This is a genomic window from Lysinibacillus sp. FSL R5-0849, from assembly GCF_038595075.1.
GTDB lineage: Bacteria > Bacillota > Bacilli > Bacillales_A > Planococcaceae > Lysinibacillus > Lysinibacillus fusiformis.
In genome coordinates this window covers 395,414-415,108 of record NZ_CP152004.1, presented here as the reverse complement: position 1 = coordinate 415,108, position 19,695 = coordinate 395,414, and the positions used below count along the sequence as shown (strand labels likewise).

The following is a 19,695-nucleotide window of genomic DNA, read 5'->3' as shown; positions in this document are numbered from 1 at the left end:
CATTCTCCTTCTACCACAAGACAACTTTTAAGTTTATCTCTTCTACCTTCACATTATCATAAAATGATATGCTTTAAAACTACCTCATCTTAAGCAAAGCTATCCTCTATATGATAGAAAAAGTAAGTCATGCTGGGCGTAAAAGCAGTGGAGTCTTCATACAAATACGGTCGATTAATACTATCTGATGTATGAGCATTTACATAAGGAATGCCGTTTTGAATACTTGTAACAATAACAGAGTGATCGATTCTCCCATTTCCTTGAAAATCATAAAAAATAACATCCCCCAGCTCTAACTCTTCGGCGGTTTGCACACGTGTCCCCTTCAACCCTGTCGTTGAGCCTTCTAAATACCATCTTAAAGAATGTGCAACAGACCAGCTAAAGCTCCAATTTCCTTGTTGAATCCACCAGCCCTTATCTCTACTTGGTGCCCCTCGCATTGGTGCCCCACCAGCTAATAAACATTGAGATATATAGTTTGTACAGTCTACATCAAAGTTAGGAAAAGCTGGATTGCGTCTATTCCACCATAAATTGGCATACTGTACAGCAGCTTGCCTATTATACATCTTTGCCATACATCCCCTCCTCATGCCATCATATGTCTCTTCAAGTATTTCTATTAGTTAGGTCCTTACTCATATTATTGTCGAAAATAGGTATAATCAGTATGTTCCTTTCCATTTTCAAGATCATTTTTGCTACAATAAGATTAAAAGAAATGCATGATTTTATTTTATGACCAGAAGGGATGTTAAATGTGAAGCAGCATGCTGAGAAAGAAATTTTACAGCCTACTCTTTTATGCGATAAAAAGGGGAATTTAAATCCAGCAGCCATCGGATTTGCACGTAAACCACTTATCAACAGCAATTTAAGCGGCCATCTCATGCGCAAAAAGAAATGGAACTATTGGTGTGTCTACGGTGATGAAATCTTATTTTCCGCTACGATTAGTCATCTAGATTATGCAGCAGTCTGCTTCGTCTATTTCCTTGAATATGAAACGCAGCGTTATTTCGAAAAAACGATTACCATTCCCTTAGGCGGCAAATTGAAAATGCCTACACAAGTTTTAGAGTCCGTATCGTTTAAAAATAGTGAAATGATGATTGATATACTATATGTACAAAATGAAACACATCTATCCGTTTCTATTCCAAATTTTGATGGCGATATTTTACGTGCAAAGCTCATCATTCAGCATCCCGCTACAGACGAAACCTTAAATGTTGTCATCCCTTGGAATCGTAAAACATTTCAATTTACAGGTAAGCATCATACACTCCCTACTTCAGGTGTGGTCACAATTGGTACTCGTCGTTATAATTTCTCGGCAGAAGAAAATTTTGCTGTCTTAGATTACGGTCGAGGTGTCTGGCCGCGTGAAGCCGTATGGAATTGGGGAATGGCCTCTCAACGGGTCCGTGGAAGAAGAATTGGACTTAATTTAGGAGGAAAATGGACAGATGGCACAGGCATGACCGAAAATGCTGTTTTCGTTGATGGCAAAATGACAAAAATACATGAGGATTTATTGTTTGATTATGATTCCGAAGATTATATGCAGCGCTGGAAAGTAAAATCAAAATTCTCTCATCAAGTGTCACTAACCTTCTCTCCGTTTTTTGAACGTGTAGCCTATACAAATGCAAAACTAGTAAAATCAGAAGTACATCAATTATTTGGTTATTATGACGGTTCCATTTTGCTCGACAATGGTGAAACATTAGTTATTCGACAAATGCTTGGATGCATTGAGGAGCATCAGGCAAAGTGGTAAAGAATCTTATAAAAGACGCCGCGTTCCGTGGGCATTACTTCATTAATCATTCCACGGAATTCGAGCGCCCCCCTCTCATTGCTCTAAGTAAGGGCTTTTAATATTTTCTCTGGGTCATCAGTAAATATTGCTTGTATTCCAAGCTGCTGTAAATATCGAGCATCCTGCTCCTCGTTGACTGTATAAACACGTACTGTTGCCCCTTCAGCGAGCGCTAGTTTTACTGATTTGCGATACGCTGTAGGCAAACTAACATGCAAGCCTTTAGCAGGAATAAGTGCAACATAAGTCGTAAAGTCTACTAAAACTTCAGCAAACAATGCAGCACTTTCAATATATGGTGCGATTAGTGCGACTGTTTGCAAAGATTCATGATTAAAAGAAGAGATAATAACTCTCTCTGTCATTTGTTGGGCAGCTACTTCCTTTAGAACTAATGACTCGATCCCTTCATAGGCAAACACATCTGTTTTTAGCTCAATGTTAATGCGATGGTTTGTACCTGCAAATAGTTCTAAAACTTCCCCTAATGTCGGAATCACTTCTCCACTATAATCCAATGAGTACCATGAGCCAAAATCAAATGTACGTAATTGCTGTAATGTAAAATCCTTTACATAGCCTGAACCATTGGAGGTACGGTTAATGGTTTCATCATGAATAACAACTACCTCTTTATCTGCTGTTAAATGAACATCTAGCTCAATTCCAGCGATAGGAAGCTTAGATGCCGCTTGGAATGCAGCAATTGTATTTTCCGGGTAGCTTGCAGAAACACCTCTGTGTGCAAAAATATCCAAAATAATGAACCTCCTCTTTTATTAACATTCATTCAAATCCTCTACGTAATAGTAACATATTCAGCTTTTAAGCTTTCACTTGATGGTAAATATTATATATAGTAGTATGATAATCTACTTTGAAATTGTAAGTACCTAGGAGGTGCTAAAAAATGACTGTAAAACATCCAGATTTTCAGACTGAAGTAGAGCGATTAGCGTATACCCAAAGTTATATGCAGCAAATTTTAAATGAGTCACAAAGAGATTTAAAATCCGCTCAAGAGAATATTCGGAAGTCGATGGCAGATCTTGATTACTTAGATTCTAGTTTGAGTTATTTAAACATCTTAACCAATGCCCGATTCTTTGAAATGGCCCGTAATCAAAAGGAAGGGCTAGAAGCCGTTCAAAAGAAGCCTTATTTTGCTAGAATCCATTTTCAAAAGACAGGTGACCCTGAAGAACTTCTTTACATTGGAAAAACCTCGTTATTTCATCGTGAAACACATGAGCCGATTATTGTCGATTGGCGCTCACCAGTAGCGAATGTCTATTATGATGGCCGTCTTGGTGATATGGAGTACGATGTCCGCGGAGAAATTCATAAAGGACATCTATTTGCTAAGCGACAATATAAAATTGAAAATGGCGATTTGCTCGATATACGTGATATTGACTTAACTACGAACGATGAACTGTTACAAGAAGCATTGGCTGGTAAAGCTGATGTTCGTCTAACGGAAATTGTCTCGACAATCCAAAAAGAGCAGAATGAAATTATTCGCGCACATCTTCGTCAACCAATTATTGTCCAAGGAGCAGCAGGCAGTGGAAAAACCACCATCGCCCTACACCGAATATCCTATTTCCTCTACACAATGGGTGAGCATTTTAATCCTGAGCAGCTCATGATTTTAGCACCGAATAAGTTATTTATTGATTATATTGGAGATGTCTTACCAGAACTAGGCGTCGATAAAATATGCCAAACTACTTTTACCGATTACGTACTATCCGCCACTAAATTAAAATTAAAGCTTCAAAATCCAAATGAGCAATTAGAATCGCTTGTGGCCGGAGGAAATTCTCAGCCATCTGCTTGGATTGCTGAAATGAAAGGCTCTCTTTATTATCGTGATGTTATCGAACGCTATATTCGAAAACTGGAGCAAGATATTGCAGAGCAATTTGAAGATGTTTATATTGAAAGATACTGTATCATGCGGGCTTCTCACCTTAAGAAGCTATTTTTATATGAATTTTCTTATATGCCAATCGAAAAACGACTGGCACATATTAAAAAGGTGTTAGCTAGCCATGTTCGTCAGAAGAAGCAGTCTGTTTTAGCTACACTCCATAAAAAATATGATGAAGCACTTGGAAAGGCATTAAATGGTATTCGAGATGATGAAAAACGGCGACGTGTCGTAACAAAATTTATCGATGAACGCGATGAGCGAATTCCTGCTATTGAAAAAGAAGCCAAATCAACAGCAGCTGCTTATATGCGCCGCTTTACCAAACACAATATTAAAACTCTTTATCGTTCACTTCTCACCAATGCAGAGCTGTTAGCAGAACTGGCTCCTGAATGGCATTATCTCGAACAACAGCAATTTTTACAATCACATCTCAAGGAACAATGGGCACTTGAAGATTTAGCTGCACTTTATTATTTACAGGCGCGCTTAAAAGGCATTCCTGATGAATGGAAAATGCGCGTTGTCTTTATCGATGAGGTTCAAGACTATAGTCTATTTCAGCTTGCCGCTTTAAAAACAGGTTTGGATACTGATATGTTTACAATGGTTGGTGACTTAGCTCAAGGAATTCATAGCTATCGTTCATTAACTGCTTGGGAGCCTGTCCAAAGTTTATTCCCACGAGCAAGCTTTCGAACTTTGCAAAAAAGCTATCGTACAACCATTGAAATTATGGAAGTCGCTAATGAAATTTTAGCGCAAATGGATGAACAACTTCCGTTAGTGGAGCCTGTTGTTCGTCATGGCAACGTGCCAAGCTTTATTCAAGCGGATCAATTCGACGCCTTACAAATTAAAGAAATTTTTGAAACGATTCGTCAACATGGACATCGATCCATTGCTTTAATATGCAAAACAACTGCTGAAGCAATGATGATGCAAAAAGATTTAAAAGCTCACCAACTACCTGCACAGCTACTAACTGAAAATGATTCTATTAATCAGGAAATGTTGCTCGTTGTTCCAAGCCATCTAGCGAAAGGACTTGAATTTGATGCGGTTATAGTAGCTGCGTTTGATACGCCCTTTTACGACACGCCCATTGATCGAAAGCTACTCTATGTAGCACTCACACGGGCAATGCATGAACTTTACTTAATAGGTCCCTCTAAAAATACATTTTTATTAGAAAATTAAAAAGTCGCTATAAGGCGACTTTTTTATACCTCATCAATTTCTCGGTGGTAATCGATAGAACTTTCCTTTCGATAGATAGGCCTTAACCACTTTCCACCACGAACTAGGTGCTTCCTTCGGAGGAGACTTCTTTTTAGGCAATGCCGGCATGCGCATAATCACGACTCCTTTCATAAGGCTTATTAATACTATATGAAGATAGTACGCAATTATGATAAAAAGGGCGATGAGTTAAAATCACTCCTCGCCCTTTTTGCTATTGTTTTACATAATAATCAATTTGCTGCGCCTTCATAAAGCCAGCCTTTTCATAGACAGATATTGCTTTTTTATTGTCTATTTCAACATCTAACATGACGAAAGTGGCACCGGTTTTACTCGCATAATCCTTTGAAAAGGACAATAAAGCCGTCCCAATACCTTGTCCTTCACAATTTGGGTGGACTGCAAGGGCTGTTACCCATTGTATTTCATTTTCCTGAGCTGTCGTCACCGTGCCAACAACTCCTCCATCTCGATAAGCAATCCATAGCTTTCTTCCATTAGTGGACGTATTAAAGGCGATGAGCTCTGTTGATTCTTCTGGTAAATCACCAAATGCTTCACTATAAATAGCAATTAGCTCAGCCTGTTCGCCATTATAGGGAAGAATAGTAATATCGCTTCGTAATGCTACAGGTTCCGCCTTTGTTTCTAAGGTTGCTTCTGAAAAGCTGTAAACATAATTTTTATTTTCAATAAATGTGTGTCCATGTGGGGAACCATCAATAACAACAGCTAACTGACCCTCTGCCCCTCGCTCTTTTAGCCCAACTTGTATGCCTTCAACTAATGCAGTCCCAATCCCCTTTTGGCGATATGCAGGTGTCACCACTAGTGACCACTCATACGTATGGAGTCCCATCAAATCAATGGCACTTGCAACACCAACTAACAAATCCTGATCATCCTCATACGCCAATACCATAAAGCCCTTAGATTCAAAAGAGCTAGCCATTGGCACATTCAAAATAGTTTCGTATACTCGATAATCATGAATTGTCGCTTCTTCACATAATAATTTTACTTCCTTCAATGTTTCTCCATCCAATGGGAAAGACACTGTCATCACTGAAATATTCATTGTTTACTCCGTTCCTGTATCAGACTATTGCCCTATTGTAGCAAGAATGAAAATAAGCTGGCAACTAAATATATTATCACCATCTATTAATCAGAATTTTACTTCAAATAATCCAATAATAAAAGGATTTTTACTATAAAAGTTCACGAAAACGACTAAAATTTACTATGAATTCTAGATATATAATAACCTAACAAACTCATAAAATTGTCACTATTAACTCTTTTCATTTAGTTACTTTCAAACTATATACTATTCCCTACTTATTTATATTAATTATACTATTTATTCAAATTAATTACATTTGTTAATATGATTAAAAAAAGAGTAATTTCAAATGAAATTACTCTTTTCATAGTTGTCAATGGCTATTCTTCTAAATGATGGGAGGATGAATGAAGCATTTGAGCATATAAACCGCCCGATTCAATTAGTTTTTGCTGTGGACCAGCTTCCACTAGCTCACCTTTATGCATAACTAACACCATGTCTGCATTATGCACTGTATTTAATCGATGTGCAATAACAAAGCTAGTGCGGCCTTGCATTAATGTATCAAGTGCCTCTTGAATCGCCATTTCTGTTACTGTGTCGATACTGCTTGTCGCTTCATCTAACAATAAAATTTTCGGGTCCGCAATAAGTGCACGTGCTATTGATAGTAATTGTTTTTGGCCTTGTGAAATTTCTCGTCCATCTGCAGCAAGAATCGTATCGTATCCATCCTTAAGCTTCATGATAAAATCATGTGCATTAGCACGCTTTGCTGCTTCCTCAATATCAGCATCACTTGCATCTAATTGACCATATCGAATATTTTCACGAACCGTTGCCTCAAATAAAAATGGATCCTGCAATACAAAAGCCATTTGGGAACGCAAGGATGGACGATCAATTTCCTGAACATTAATGCCATCAAATAACACTTCGCCCTTTGTCACTTCATAGAATCTTGCAATAAGCTGAAGGATTGTCGTTTTCCCTGCTCCTGTAGCTCCTACAAGCGCTACCGTCTGCCCAGGCTCCACTTTAAAATCAACATTTTTTAATGTGTAAGATTCCTGGTCTTGTTCATATTTAAAATACACCTGCTTAAAAGCTACATGTCCCAATAGCTGATGTTTTTTCGCTGAGGTAGATTCTCCTTCTGGTTGTTCGTCCAGTAACGCAAATACTCTCTCAGCACCAGCAATAGCTGATAGCACTGTATTAAATTGGTTGGCTAAATCATTTAATGGGCGTGTAAATTGCCGAGCATATTCTGTAAATATAACGATAACCCCTATTGACACATGCCCATACAAAGCAAGTAAGCCCCCGATACCCGCGACAATAGTAAAGCTCATATTATTTAAAAAGTTCATGACCTTTGGAATATAGCCAGAATATGTCTGTGCCCAAAATCCCGTTCTTCTTAACCGCAAGCTTTTTTCCTGAAACTCTGCCTTCATTCGTTCCTCTTGGGAAAAAGCCTTCACAATGCGCTGTCCAGATATGGTTTCTTCTATCATGCCGTTCAGAGCCCCAATAGCTGCTTGTTGCTCCTTAAATAAAGGAGCAGTTCGACGTGTAATCCAACGCATTGCCCAAAACATAATGGGAATAATGGTCATAGTTAAAATGGTTAGTAATGGACTTAAGCTCAGCATAATAATAATCGTTCCTCCAAGCGTTAGTACACTTGAAAACACCTGAATAAAGGAGCTATTCAGCGTTGAGCTGACAGCTTCTATATCATTCGTCATACGGCTCATTAATTCGCCATGCTGACGACGATCAAAGAAGGCAATCGGCAGTCGTTGAAAATGACCAAATACAGTTGTTCTTAGCCTATAAATCGTTTGCTGAGCAATACCAATCATCCAATAATTTTGTAGGAACAGGGAGACGGCCAGCAACAAATAAATGCAGATCAATAATACAATCCCCTTGCCTAAGCCAGCTAGCTCTCCATGCATAACATAGTGATCAATCATTTGTCCAATTACATAGGGACCTATCAAAGCCAAAATTGAACTAGTCATCACTAGTAAAAGAACTACAATTAGGAGTGCTCGTTGCTCATCGACAATTTTCCATAACCGTAGCAATGTACTTTTCCAATCACTTGCTCGTGGCCCTTTCTTTTTCTTCACAGCCTTCTGAAGATCATCTTTAGTCAAAATCGGCTCATAGCCAAAAGGTTTTTGGAAAAATCCCATTATTCCTCCACCTCCTGTTGAGAGACTGCAATTTTTTTATAAAGTGAGGAACATTGTAAAAGCTCTTCATGGGTTCCATAGGCAACTACTTTTCCAGCATCAATCAGTAAAATACGGTCTGCACCTTTAGCGGTACGAATTTTTTGCGTGACCACAAGCATCGTAGCATGTTCTTCGCTCAGTGCCTCCCAAAGTGCCTGTTCTGTTTTAACATCCAATGCACTTGTACTATCATCGAGCATTAATATATGTCCCTTTCTCAAGAGTGCTCTCGCAATGGATAGCCTTTGTTTTTGCCCTCCTGATAAGTTGACCCCTTTTTGCCCAACCTTTGTATCATAACCATTTGGAAAATCCTCAACGGATGCATGTATTTGAGCCTGCATCGTAGCCTGTAGTACAGCGTCCATTTCAGCATGCGTATCTCCCCAACGCACATTATCTGCAATACTGCCTGTAAATAATAAGGACTGCTGAGGGACATACCCAATGACTTCACGTAATTCTTGTAAATCCCACTGTTGAACATCCTGTCCTTCTACTAGTATTCTTCCTTCTGTTACTTCATAAAAACGCGGAATAAGCTGTAATAAAGTGGATTTACCAGCACCGGTTGCCCCCATAATCGCTAATTTTTCACCCGATTTAACTTGGAAATTGACGTCTGATAGGACTGACACCTCTCCGCCTGGATACGTAAAACTAACATGTTCAAACGTTAATTCACCATAATGTTTACTACGGCTGATTTCCTCTGAAAATGAAACATCTTCAACCTCATTTTCTGTAGAAAGAACTTCTGCCATACGCTCAGCTGAAGCCTTTGCACGCGCATAAAAAATAATAATAAAAGCGAACATTGAAAACGAGCCTGTCATACGCATCGCATAGTTAACAATCGCTACAATATCTCCAAGTGGTGTTGTCCCTGCCGCAACTTGTTTTGTACCAAACCATAGGACGGCGAGCAGACTCATATTCATAATGAATAAAAGAGCTGGCATAATGTACTCCATTATGCGTAAAGCCTTGACAGTATCGAATTTCAAACGAGATGCAACTTCATCAAAGCGTGAAGCCTCATATGTCCCCCGTAAGTATGCTTTTACTAAACGTATGGCCTGTAAATTCTCCTGCAAAACCCTATTTAAACGGTCGACTCTTTTCTGCACCCGTCCAAAATAAGATACGCCCTTTGCGACCATAAAAATAAGGAAAATTAAAATGATAGGTGCACCTATGACTAAAAATAAGGCTAATTTTGCATTCACAATAAAAGCCATTACTATGCTTCCTATCACAGCAAGAGGTGCCCGAAGCATAATACGTAAGCTCATAAACAGCACCGTTTGCACTTGTGTGACATCATTCGTTAATCTCGTAATGAGAGATGCCGTAGAAAATTTTTGATAGGTTGCCAGTGTAAAGGATTGGATTTTATCAAACATGGCATTTCGTAGATCATAAGAAAAGCTTTGAGCAGTATGAGATGAAAAGTAAGAATTTACGATACCCGCCATAAAGGCAACAAATGAAAGTACGAGTAAAACAGCACCCCATTGCATAATCATTTCGTGATTTTGAGCTCTTACCCCGTCATCAATGATTTTGGCCATAATAAGTGGCTGTACAAGCTCTACAAACAACTCTAACAACATTAAACATAAAGCAAAAATAGCTGTCCATTTATAAGGTCTTACATAGGAAAAAATTTCTTTCACATTCTTTCCCCCTTGTCCTAAGATGAAATTTATAGCTAGTTAAAAATTACTACCACAATAGTATATTTATGCTTTCTCACCTGCGATTGAAAGCCATGTTACACACACAAGCATAACGAATACCCCTACTAATTGCCAGAATCCTAAAGAAGTACCAAAGACAATAACTGAAATAATCATAGCCGTTAATGGTTCAATGCTGGAGAGGATACTCGTCTCTACAGCTGTTATATATTTCATACTACTTAAAAACAATATGAAAGCGACTGTTCCAAAAAATATTAAAGCAACCATTAAAAGTAGTGTTTTAAAATCAGTAAAAACGACCCATTGGTTAGACAGCCATACCCGACTCACTATACCTAATGTGAGCCCACCTATTAGCATCCCCCAGCCAACTACTAACAACACATTCCACTCTCTCATTAAACGCGCAGGATATAATGTGTAAAAAGCAAAGGTTAAACCTACTGCTACACCCCATAGCAATGCTTTTGGACTAATAAGCAAACTTTCAAATGATGCGTTCGTTAGTAGTAGAAATAACCCCATAAGGGTACCAATAATTCCTATTACTTGATATTTTGGTGGCCATTTCTTTAAACTAAGAGAGACATATGCCACAACAAATATTGGCGCTAGAAACTGGAGTAAGGTCGCTAGCACTGCATTACTTTCATGAATCGCTGCTACAAATGCAAATTGAACACCTAGCATACCTACAATACCAAAGACAATGAGCTGTCTACCCCATAGTTTGTGCTGCCAAATACCAAAAATATTTTTTCCCGTTAACAGTAAATATGTAATTAGTATCATACCTGCAACCGATAAACGGATTGTTAACATAAAGGAAACAGTCAATGATGTATGGTTCAGTAACCACTCCATCAAGGGGCCAGTCGCTCCCCATAACATAGCACCCGAAACGATAAATATTATTCCTTTTAAACGTTGCATACCAATCCTGCTTCCTATATACGTACTAAAAAATGTTACTTTTCTTCAAATCTTTTCTTAAATATCATTAGAAAAGTCCTAATTCTTTTCATTATCAAATATTTACAAATATATTCATAATGACTAATTCCATATAATTATCTATAATATTAGTATATATTGATTACCCAAGGAGATCGAAAACTCATGAGTCATATGCATAAATCATTTACGATTGATGAACATTATTTAAATTCACTTCCTTTTCCTGCAATTATCTTAAATCAAGATGGACAAGCCACTATCTGGGGAAAGAGCGCTGAACATCTGATTGGTTTATCAACTAATGATATTACAGGAAATACTACTCCATCTATACACGAAAATCTACTACGTCAGCTTCCTGGAGAAACTTTTCAAGCTATCCTCCAAAGCGAGGAAAGTACGTATATAGAAAAAATTCAAATTCACACCTCTTTAAAAACAGAAATGTCGACAGCACTGCTTGCTAAACCTTATACAGAGCAAGGAGAACGTTTGATTCTCATGATTTTTATGCTGCCAGAATTAATGACTAATGCCGTCTCTCATTGCAGTACATTTGTAGACCTTAAACAAGGATTGAATGCTACATTTATGACTGTAACACTTGACCACGATGGTTTCATCTTAGAATGTAATAATGAATTTCTAAAAACAAGCCAATGGACGCCAAAGCGTGTTATCGGCAAAACATTTTGGCAGTTGTTCCCAGATAATGATCGTAGTGAAAAAGTGACAAATATTATCTGGCGTAATTTAAACAACGGGCACACATGGCAAGGTGAAGTTGAAAAAATCACCAAAGCGGGACAATCCTATTGGGTATTACTAACGGCTATCCCAACCTTTAATCTGGAAACAGGTGAACAACAATTTTTCTTAATTGAAAAGGATATTACTAAATCAAAAACTATCCAACACCAACTTGAGAAAATAGCTTATATCGACACGGAAACTGGGCTGATGAATGCCCACCGACTTGAAAAGGTCATTAGCAATATGATTGAGGATGACAGACACTTTTCATTTGTTTATTTAAGTATTGATAAATTTTATACTTTAAAAGAACTACACGATCAACAAATCGATCAAAGCCTAATTATTGAATTTACAAATCGTATTAAGATGTATTTCCAAGATAGCACGATGGCGCGTATCAATGAAAATGATTTTGTAGTCATCACACCTTTAAGTGAATGGTTTATTCAAGGCTTTTTATCATACTTACAACAGCACCCTATTTACAGTGGCAATATTGCTGTGCCAATCTCTATTAGTGGTGGTATCACTAGATATCCTGAAGATCAAACAACATTTTCTCAGCTTATGAAAGCGTCTATTGCTACTATTTCAACTGTGCGTGAAGCTGGGGGAGATAAAATTGTGTCACTATCAACAGCGACACATAAAGCTTTAAATCGAAAAGCGTTAATTGAAAAGCGATTACTACAAGCGCTTGATCAAAAGAATTTAAAGGTCCTATATCAGCCACAAATCGATGTTTATTCTGGAAAAATTACAGCTGTTGAGGCACTTGTACGTTGGGAAGATGAAGTGATTGGTGTGGTTTCACCTGATGAATTAATTCCAATTGCGGAAGAAACAGGACTAATTAATAATATCGGTTCCTTTATGCTAGAGAGAGCGTGTGAACAGGCGTTAATTTGGAAAAAAGCTGGCCATGATTTAAAAGTATCCATCAACTCTTCTGTACGAGAGTTCCGTGATAAAAATATGGCTAAGTCCATTCTTGAAATGATTGCTAAAACAGGCTGTCCAGCAAACCTCCTGCAAATTGAAATCACTGAAAAATTCGCGTTAGAGGCAGAAGCTGCAACATCTATTGCTCAGCAAATGCGCAAATTAGAAAACGAAGGCATTTCCTTTATATTAGATGATTTCGGTACGGGCTATGGATCATTTAGATATATGCAAATTTTACCAATAGATACAGTAAAAATCGATAAAACATTTACTAATTCTCTGTTAAAATCCGAAAAGAGCCAAAAGCTTATGAACGGTATGGTACAGCTAGGTAAATCCATGGAACTTAAAGTAGTAGCTGAAGGTGTCGAAACGGCGGAACAGGCTGATTTGTTAATTACTTATGGTTGCGATGCTATTCAAGGCTACTATATTAGTAAGCCTGTAACATCAGATGAAATCGAAGCATTGCTTGTAAAAAAATAATACAATAAATAGGAGGCTGCGTAGCATACATGCAGCCTCCTATTTTTATTTTTTATAGACCTTTTGGAATTTTACCTTACTTGAACGGACTGAACGGAAAATGAGTTGAATAATTACTTCTGCAAAGACAAGTCCAATAACAATTGCCCCTGTTATTAAAAATGCCTTTAAACCATATTGTAAGCCTTGTAAATAATCATCCTCTACAACATTTCTCATGGCATTATAGGCCATGCCTCCTGGCACTAACGGAATGATTCCACCAACAATAAAAATAATCATCGGTATTTTAAATCGACGCGCATATAGATGAGCCACGATGGCAATGACAAACGAACCAAAGAAAGAGGCTTTAACAACATCCATTCCTTGCTCTGTTAAAATATAATAAATAATCCAGCCAATTACCCCAACAAGACCACAATGAAGTAGCGTCTTTCTAGGTACATTAAAAATGATGGCAATCCCAGCTGTAGCAAAAAAACTAACAATTAATTGTATGATAATGTCCATTGTGTGCATGCTAGTCGCCTCCTAAAATCCTAGGGTGACGGCAATAGCTGCCCCTATGGCAAAGGCAGTTAAAAAGGCTTCTGCTCCTTTTGCCATCCCTGACATAAAATGACCTGCCATTAAATCACGAACTGCATTCGTAATCAAAATTCCTGGTACGAGCGGCATAACAGAACTAATGATGATTTTATCTAGCTCTGTCCCGTAACCATACTTTACTGCGAAGAAGGCAACAAAGCCGAGAACGAGTGATGCTGTAAATTCAGAAAAAAATTTAACTTTTGTTAAATGATTCGTTATTACAAGCATTAGGAAGCCTAACCCCCCTGCTAAAACAGCGATAGGAAAATCGGACCACCCACCCTTAAACATAATAAGGAAACAACCACTTGCAAAAGCGGCCGCAATAACTTGTAAATAGGTTGGTAAAAAATAATTTGTTTTTTGTATCGACTTTAGCTCGTCATAAGCTTCTTCTAATGTTATCATGTGAGATGTGAGTCTCCGAGATACTGAATTTACCAAGGCTATTTTTTGTAAATCTGTAACCCTGCTGGAAATTGATGAAATTCTCGTTGGCTGTGTCTTGCCTAACGAAAAAATGATTCCAGTCGGTGTGGCATAACATTGAGCATTCGGCATATTTTGAGAATGTGCCATCCTCAGCATCGTATCCTCCACACGGTATGTTTCTGCACCACTTTCAATCATAATACGCCCTGCAAGCAACAAACAGTCAATCGTAAGTTCATTATCCGCTTCTTGTAAGACCATTGCAGCTATCTGCCTCCTTCAAAATGTTCCTTGCCAATAGTATCGAACTGCCATTAAAAACACAACTGAAAATTTCAGCCAAAAGATTGGGTTTTTTCAATTTAATTTTACATAATTGATCTTTGGTTGTTCTATTTTTAGTAAGGATTTTTTATCCACTAATACAGTAGTATAACCACGTTCGATATACTACTTCAAGAAGGAAAAATGGCTAGCATTAATTTCTATAAATTAACAATAAAAGTTTATAGATTTGTATAACTTTTTTCATGATTGGCACGTCTGATTGTATAGAAAATAAAATTGAGGGGAGCGTATCCAACACCATGCAGGAACGCAGAAAAAAACGCGGCCCAATAATAGATTTTTTATTACTTGGCCTCATTGTAGCTTTAACAACTATTATACTCGTTATTATCCTATCTAAGGATGAATTTAAGTTTCAAAAAATTAGTGCTTCAAAAGAAACCGATACAGAATCGGTTAATAGTAATATATCAACGGAAAGTTCTGCGTTTCCAGGGATACGAATTGTAACAGATGTTTCTAATGATAAACGTACACCTTTTGCCATTCATTACCCACAAACAGATAACGAAGTTTTTAATGATGCCGTATTACAATACATAACGGATTCAAAAGAAAACTATCTAGCCTCTATGAAAAAAGATAAAGAAGTTATGGGTGAATTAAATATTAGTCTTGAAACATTTCCGTACCGAGAGCATTACTATTCATTTGTGCTAACAAAGATGCTTTACGTAGGTGGAGCTAACCATGAGGTCACAACGAAAACATTCTTTATTAATAACGAAACTGGCGAGCAAATAACTATTCAAACATTATTACAAAATGACGAGAATAATTTATCGACGTTAGCCGCAAATGTGCGAAAAGATTTGCAGAAGAATCTCCAAATAAAGGATGAGCTTTTAAAGGATGAATTATTAAAAGCTACTGAACCAAAATGGTCCAACTTCACTCGCTTTGCAATTGCAGACGATTCGTTGCAATTCTATTTCGATGAATATGAGATTGCTAGCGGGTCAGCAGGTGCCCCAATAGTGAAACTACCACTTTCGCTCATTAACCCATTGTTAGCCTCTGATTTTCAAATTGCTATGGAAAATGTAAAACCAATTACACCACCACCTACTGGTGATCCAAATAAAAAACGAATTGCGCTGACATTTGATGATGGTCCACACCCAAAAGTGACGGAGCAGATATTAAACATTCTCGATAAATATCATGCAAAAGCAACCTTCTTTATGCTTGGTAGTCGTGTACAATATTATCCTGATATTGCAAGAGATGTACTTGCACGTGGGCATGAAATCGGAAATCACTCATGGAATCACCCGGTTTTAACGAAACTTACGCAAGAACAAGTGATGAAAGAGTATAATACAACAGCCTCTGAAATAGAGAAGGCTATTAATCACGGTGCCACTGTTTTCAGACCACCTTATGGAGCAACTAATGACACGATTGACGCTGAGATTCCTGTTCCAGTCGTGCTTTGGACAATTGATACATTAGATTGGAAGCATCGCAATGCACAGCAATTATTGCCAAATGTAAAAAATAATCTACACAATAATGCAATAGTACTAATGCATGATATCCATCAATCTACTGCAGATGGCCTCGATGCTGTTCTTGCTTATTTACAAGGTCAGGGCTATGAATTTGTAACAGTTTCTGAGATTTTGCCCTACCGTCAAAAGTAAGATCCACCACAAAGAAAAGTCCAATGAATTCTAATTGAATTCATCGGACTTTTTTTGTCATTTAATGATTAGTGTATCTAGAGGTTTAAAGTCTTTTAACTGATAGCTCTTCACTTCATTACGCGCTACTGTATAAAGAGCGTCCTCTATATAAACAACCCTTTGTACGACCTGCTCCCAATTCTCATATGGCTCACCGTTCGTAGCATTCATAATATTCCCTTTTAGAGTAATGCCTTTATCTGCAGTAATTTCATAAATTTGAGCACCCTGACCTTTATAAACAATGTTGTCTCCTTTACCCGCTTCATATTGGACAACTGGGAAGCCAAAGTAGTTGTATTCCTTATTTCGGAATAGCGCTTTTGGATTGTATTGAACTTCAGAATAGGATCCCTTTCCGCCAATTTTCACGGTGGATTGTTCTTTTGGATTTTTGAAGTCTGATACATCAAATAATGACATCTTCATATTCGTCGTCACCGTAAAATTGCGCTTCGTATACGAATCATAGCGTTGTTCTGTATCATAGCCGATACCAATTAAATGTGTTTCATCTAATGGATGCAGGTAATTACTAAAGCCCGGAATTTTTAACTCCCCTAGGACCGCTGGTTTTTTCGGATTTGCTACATCAATGACAAACAGTGGATCGACTTCTTTAAATGTCACCACATATGCCTTATCTCCCATAAAACGAGCAGAATAAATCTTTTCCCCAGGTGCCATATTTTTCACTGTACCTAAAGCTTTTAAATGTTCATCTAAAATAAAGAGGTGGTTATAGGAGGTACTTTTCTCATCCCACGTATTACCTTCTGTTGTAAAGATTCGTAAGTTACCCTTATATTCATCCATAGAATATTGATTTAAAACAGTCCCCTTTACTTCAGTACTACCAGTGAAATTCAATGTTGTTCCATCTATATTCCATTTGAAAATTTGCGTGTCAGCCGCTCTCGGCATCCATATCATATCCATAGCGCGTTTTTCTAATGGTATGGCGTTATTACCTTCATAAATTGGTGTCGTTAAATATAGTGCATTCTCTGACATATAAAGTCCACTACTGCCGCCCAAGTACCCTTTTGTATTAGCCGTTGTTTTGGCACCATTTTTTAAATCGATAGCTGTAATTAAACTATAGGTACCATCCATTGTATTAGGCAAAATCGAAATTTTTTCTAAAGGTAGACTTTCGAACTTTTCTCCTGTCAAGCTATCATATGTTTTTGGTTTTAAATCTGCTTTTTGCTCTTGTTGTAATACCCAATAGTTCGGATACATATTACCAATTAAATAGAGTGTGTCTTTTGCAATACGGATATCCTTTAGATATCCTTCTTGCCCCACATCGCGTATATGTTTTGGCTTGTTTGGATTGGAAATGTCATAAAATGAAGCTGTGACCATTCCCGTGCCTGCTTTTTCAATATATTGATCCCCAATTGCTATTAATAAATTATCATATAGCGCAAGCTTTGAAATATATTGCGACTCTTTCAGCTTAATATTTGCAGCCTGTTTTAAATGCTGCGGGTCTTTAGCGTTCACAACTGTAATGCTTTGATCTTTTGCAGTAAAAATAAAACCGTCTTTGACAACAACAATATCGCCTTCTTCTACACCTTCCACTTGATTATTAGTTGTAGACTCGTTATTCGCTGTTGCTTTATCTTCACTTTTTGCACTTTGAGACATCTCTTCTTCTCTAATTTCACCTCTAGGAGCCTTTAACAAATTCTTAAAATATTGTTCTAATTCTTTTTCTGATTGAACGGATGTTAACGTTTCAATAATTGTAAATGGAATAACTTGCGAAGCTACATTAAGTCCTCCCTGTGCAAAGGCTTCTTTTTTTACATGTAATTGATAACTGCCTGGTACAAGTTCCTTTACAACTAATGTTTTTTGATCTTCTAACAATGCAATCGTTGCAGGTACTTTTTTCCCTTTTTCTGTCATTACATACACATTGTCCTCAGTAATTTTACTTTTCTTTAAGCTTACAGAGAATGATGCCTGCCAACTTTGGGTAGCCATACCCACACTTGCAGCCTTGGCAGTGACCTCTGTATTCATTGCCCATGTTAAAATACCAGGCACGATTGCTATAACAGCTATCAACATGAATGCCAGCCATTTACTTTTCATTATTTTACCTCTCCTTCATATACTTGTTTATCCATTAGACTAAGAAAAAGATGGAAAGTTACATTATTCTGAAATTTTTTTAAGGTGTGGTTACCCCTACACAAAAAAACGAAAGGGAATAATATCCCCCTCGTTTATTCTTCAAACGGCCATTTTGGCAGCCTATTAGCTAATGGCTTATCTTGGCGTCTGCCTAATACATAATCTGCCTGCATAATGGTATGAATTTCTCGCGTACCTTCATATATAACAGGTGCTTTGGAATTCCGCAGATAGCGCGCAACTGGATATTCATCTGAATAGCCATATGCACCATGAATTTGTACTGCATCATCCGCAGCCTTATTGGCAAAATCGCACGCCTGCCATTTTGCTAAAGATGTTTCTCTAGTATTACGAACACCTTTATTTTTCAACTCACCAACACGATAGACCAATAGACGGCTCATCTGGTAACCAGCCTCCATATTAGCGATCATTTGTCCGACAAGCTGATGCTCTCCTATAGGCTTACCAAAGGTTTCTCGTTCATGACAATATTTCACACTAGCCTCAAGACACGCTTGGATCAAGCCGACAGCCCCCGCAGCTACAGTGAAACGTCCATTATCTAGGGCAGACATGGCTATTTTAAAGCCTTCTCCCTCTACACCGAGACGATTTTCTACTGGCACACGTAAATCTTCAAAGAAGAGCTCACCTGTATTACCTGCACGAATCCCGTATTTCCCTTTGATAGCCTTTGATGTAAAGCCTGCCATTGAACGTTCAACAATGAATGCACTAATACCATGATGTCTCTTGGACTTATCTGTATAGGCAAAAACGATAAAGTGATCAGCTATATCACATAAGGAAATCCATGTTTTCTGTCCATTGATGACATAATGATCCCCATCACGGACAGCTGTAGTAGACATAGCTGCCACATCAGAGCCAGCACCCGGCTCAGTAAGACCAAATGCACCAATTCGTACTCCTTTTGCCTGTGGAATAAGATAGCGCTGCTTTTGATCTTCAGTACCCCATTGCATTAATGTCATGCTATTCAGACCCGTGTGAACGGATACCGCTGTTCGGAATGCTGTATCTCCACGCTCCAGCTCCTCGCACACAATAGCAAGGGAGTTATAATCCATTCCACTCCCACCATACTGCTCTGGCACACAAACGCCCATTAGCCCAAGCTCCGCAAGCCTCGACCAAATTTTAGCATCAAAGCCCCCTTCAGCATCCCACTTTGCAATATAGGGAATAATTTCTTCATCAACAAATTGCCTTACCGTTTTTCGTAGCATTTCATGCTCCGTGGACATGTCAAAATTCATGGTCAGC

General features: G+C 37.9%; 14 protein-coding genes. 4 read left to right on the top strand and 10 right to left on the bottom strand.

The window, feature by feature from the left end; genetic code table 11:
* Positions 1–89 precede the first annotated feature (89 nt).
* Positions 90–584, bottom strand: coding sequence for an amidase domain-containing protein (locus tag MKY80_RS02000; protein WP_008176165.1), 495 nt, complete (start codon positions 582–584; stop codon positions 90–92).
* Positions 585–766: 182 nt separating this feature from the next.
* On the opposite strand from MKY80_RS02000, the gene MKY80_RS01995 reads away from it, so the two are divergent.
* Complete coding sequence (locus tag MKY80_RS01995; protein WP_036127564.1) at positions 767–1,789, top strand: DUF2804 domain-containing protein; 1,023 nt, start codon at positions 767–769, stop codon at positions 1,787–1,789.
* An 83-nt stretch (positions 1,790–1,872) separates the two neighbouring features.
* Here MKY80_RS01995 and MKY80_RS01990 read toward each other — a convergent pair whose 3' ends face one another.
* Positions 1,873–2,589: a glycerophosphodiester phosphodiesterase gene (locus MKY80_RS01990; RefSeq protein ID WP_089985959.1), complete on the bottom strand. Its 717-nt coding sequence runs from the start codon at positions 2,587–2,589 to the stop codon at positions 1,873–1,875.
* A gap of 152 nt (positions 2,590–2,741) precedes the next feature.
* Here MKY80_RS01990 and helD point away from each other — a divergent pair, with 152 nt between their 5' ends.
* Entirely contained in the window at positions 2,742–4,970 is a 2,229-nt protein-coding gene (gene helD, locus MKY80_RS01985; RefSeq protein ID WP_107921716.1) for an RNA polymerase recycling motor HelD, read from the top strand.
* A 256-nt stretch (positions 4,971–5,226) separates the two neighbouring features.
* Here the strand turns inward: helD and MKY80_RS01980 are convergent, their stop codons facing one another.
* The 4 genes from MKY80_RS01980 to MKY80_RS01965 all read right to left on the bottom strand — a co-directional run bounded on the left by MKY80_RS01980 (position 5,227) and on the right by MKY80_RS01965 (position 10,975).
* Entirely contained in the window at positions 5,227–6,093 is an 867-nt protein-coding gene (locus MKY80_RS01980; protein ID WP_008176173.1) for a GNAT family N-acetyltransferase, read from the bottom strand.
* Positions 6,094–6,461: 368 nt separating this feature from the next.
* Positions 6,462–8,294, bottom strand: a complete 1,833-nt coding sequence (locus tag MKY80_RS01975) for an ABC transporter ATP-binding protein (protein ID WP_008176175.1) — start codon at positions 8,292–8,294, stop codon at positions 6,462–6,464.
* Complete coding sequence (locus MKY80_RS01970) at positions 8,294–10,015, bottom strand: ABC transporter ATP-binding protein (protein WP_089985958.1); 1,722 nt, start codon at positions 10,013–10,015, stop codon at positions 8,294–8,296. Before MKY80_RS01970 ends, MKY80_RS01975 begins: the two co-directional genes overlap by 1 nt.
* A gap of 66 nt (positions 10,016–10,081) precedes the next feature.
* Positions 10,082–10,975: a DMT family transporter gene (locus MKY80_RS01965; RefSeq protein WP_089985957.1), complete on the bottom strand. Its 894-nt coding sequence runs from the start codon at positions 10,973–10,975 to the stop codon at positions 10,082–10,084.
* Between the two features lie 186 nt (positions 10,976–11,161).
* Here MKY80_RS01965 and MKY80_RS01960 point away from each other — a divergent pair, with 186 nt between their 5' ends.
* Entirely contained in the window at positions 11,162–13,186 is a 2,025-nt protein-coding gene (locus MKY80_RS01960; RefSeq protein WP_089985956.1) for an EAL domain-containing protein, read from the top strand.
* Positions 13,187–13,231: 45 nt separating this feature from the next.
* Here the strand turns inward: MKY80_RS01960 and MKY80_RS01955 are convergent, their stop codons facing one another.
* A complete protein-coding gene (locus tag MKY80_RS01955; protein ID WP_089985955.1) occupies positions 13,232–13,708 on the bottom strand; it encodes a threonine/serine exporter family protein in 477 nt (158 codons plus the stop codon).
* Between the two features lie 12 nt (positions 13,709–13,720).
* Positions 13,721–14,473, bottom strand: a complete 753-nt coding sequence (locus tag MKY80_RS01950) for a threonine/serine exporter family protein (protein WP_025115515.1) — start codon at positions 14,471–14,473, stop codon at positions 13,721–13,723.
* 326 nt (positions 14,474–14,799) lie between these two features.
* On the opposite strand from MKY80_RS01950, the gene MKY80_RS01945 reads away from it, so the two are divergent.
* Positions 14,800–16,206: a polysaccharide deacetylase family protein gene (locus MKY80_RS01945; protein WP_043990091.1), complete on the top strand. Its 1,407-nt coding sequence runs from the start codon at positions 14,800–14,802 to the stop codon at positions 16,204–16,206.
* A 57-nt stretch (positions 16,207–16,263) separates the two neighbouring features.
* Here MKY80_RS01945 and MKY80_RS01940 read toward each other — a convergent pair whose 3' ends face one another.
* On the bottom strand, positions 16,264–18,360 hold the full coding sequence (locus MKY80_RS01940) for a beta-propeller domain-containing protein (protein WP_089985954.1): 2,097 nt from the start codon (positions 18,358–18,360) through the stop codon (positions 16,264–16,266).
* Positions 18,361–18,494: 134 nt separating this feature from the next.
* A complete protein-coding gene (locus tag MKY80_RS01935; protein ID WP_089985953.1) occupies positions 18,495–19,688 on the bottom strand; it encodes an acyl-CoA dehydrogenase family protein in 1,194 nt (397 codons plus the stop codon).
* Positions 19,689–19,695 lie beyond the last annotated feature (7 nt).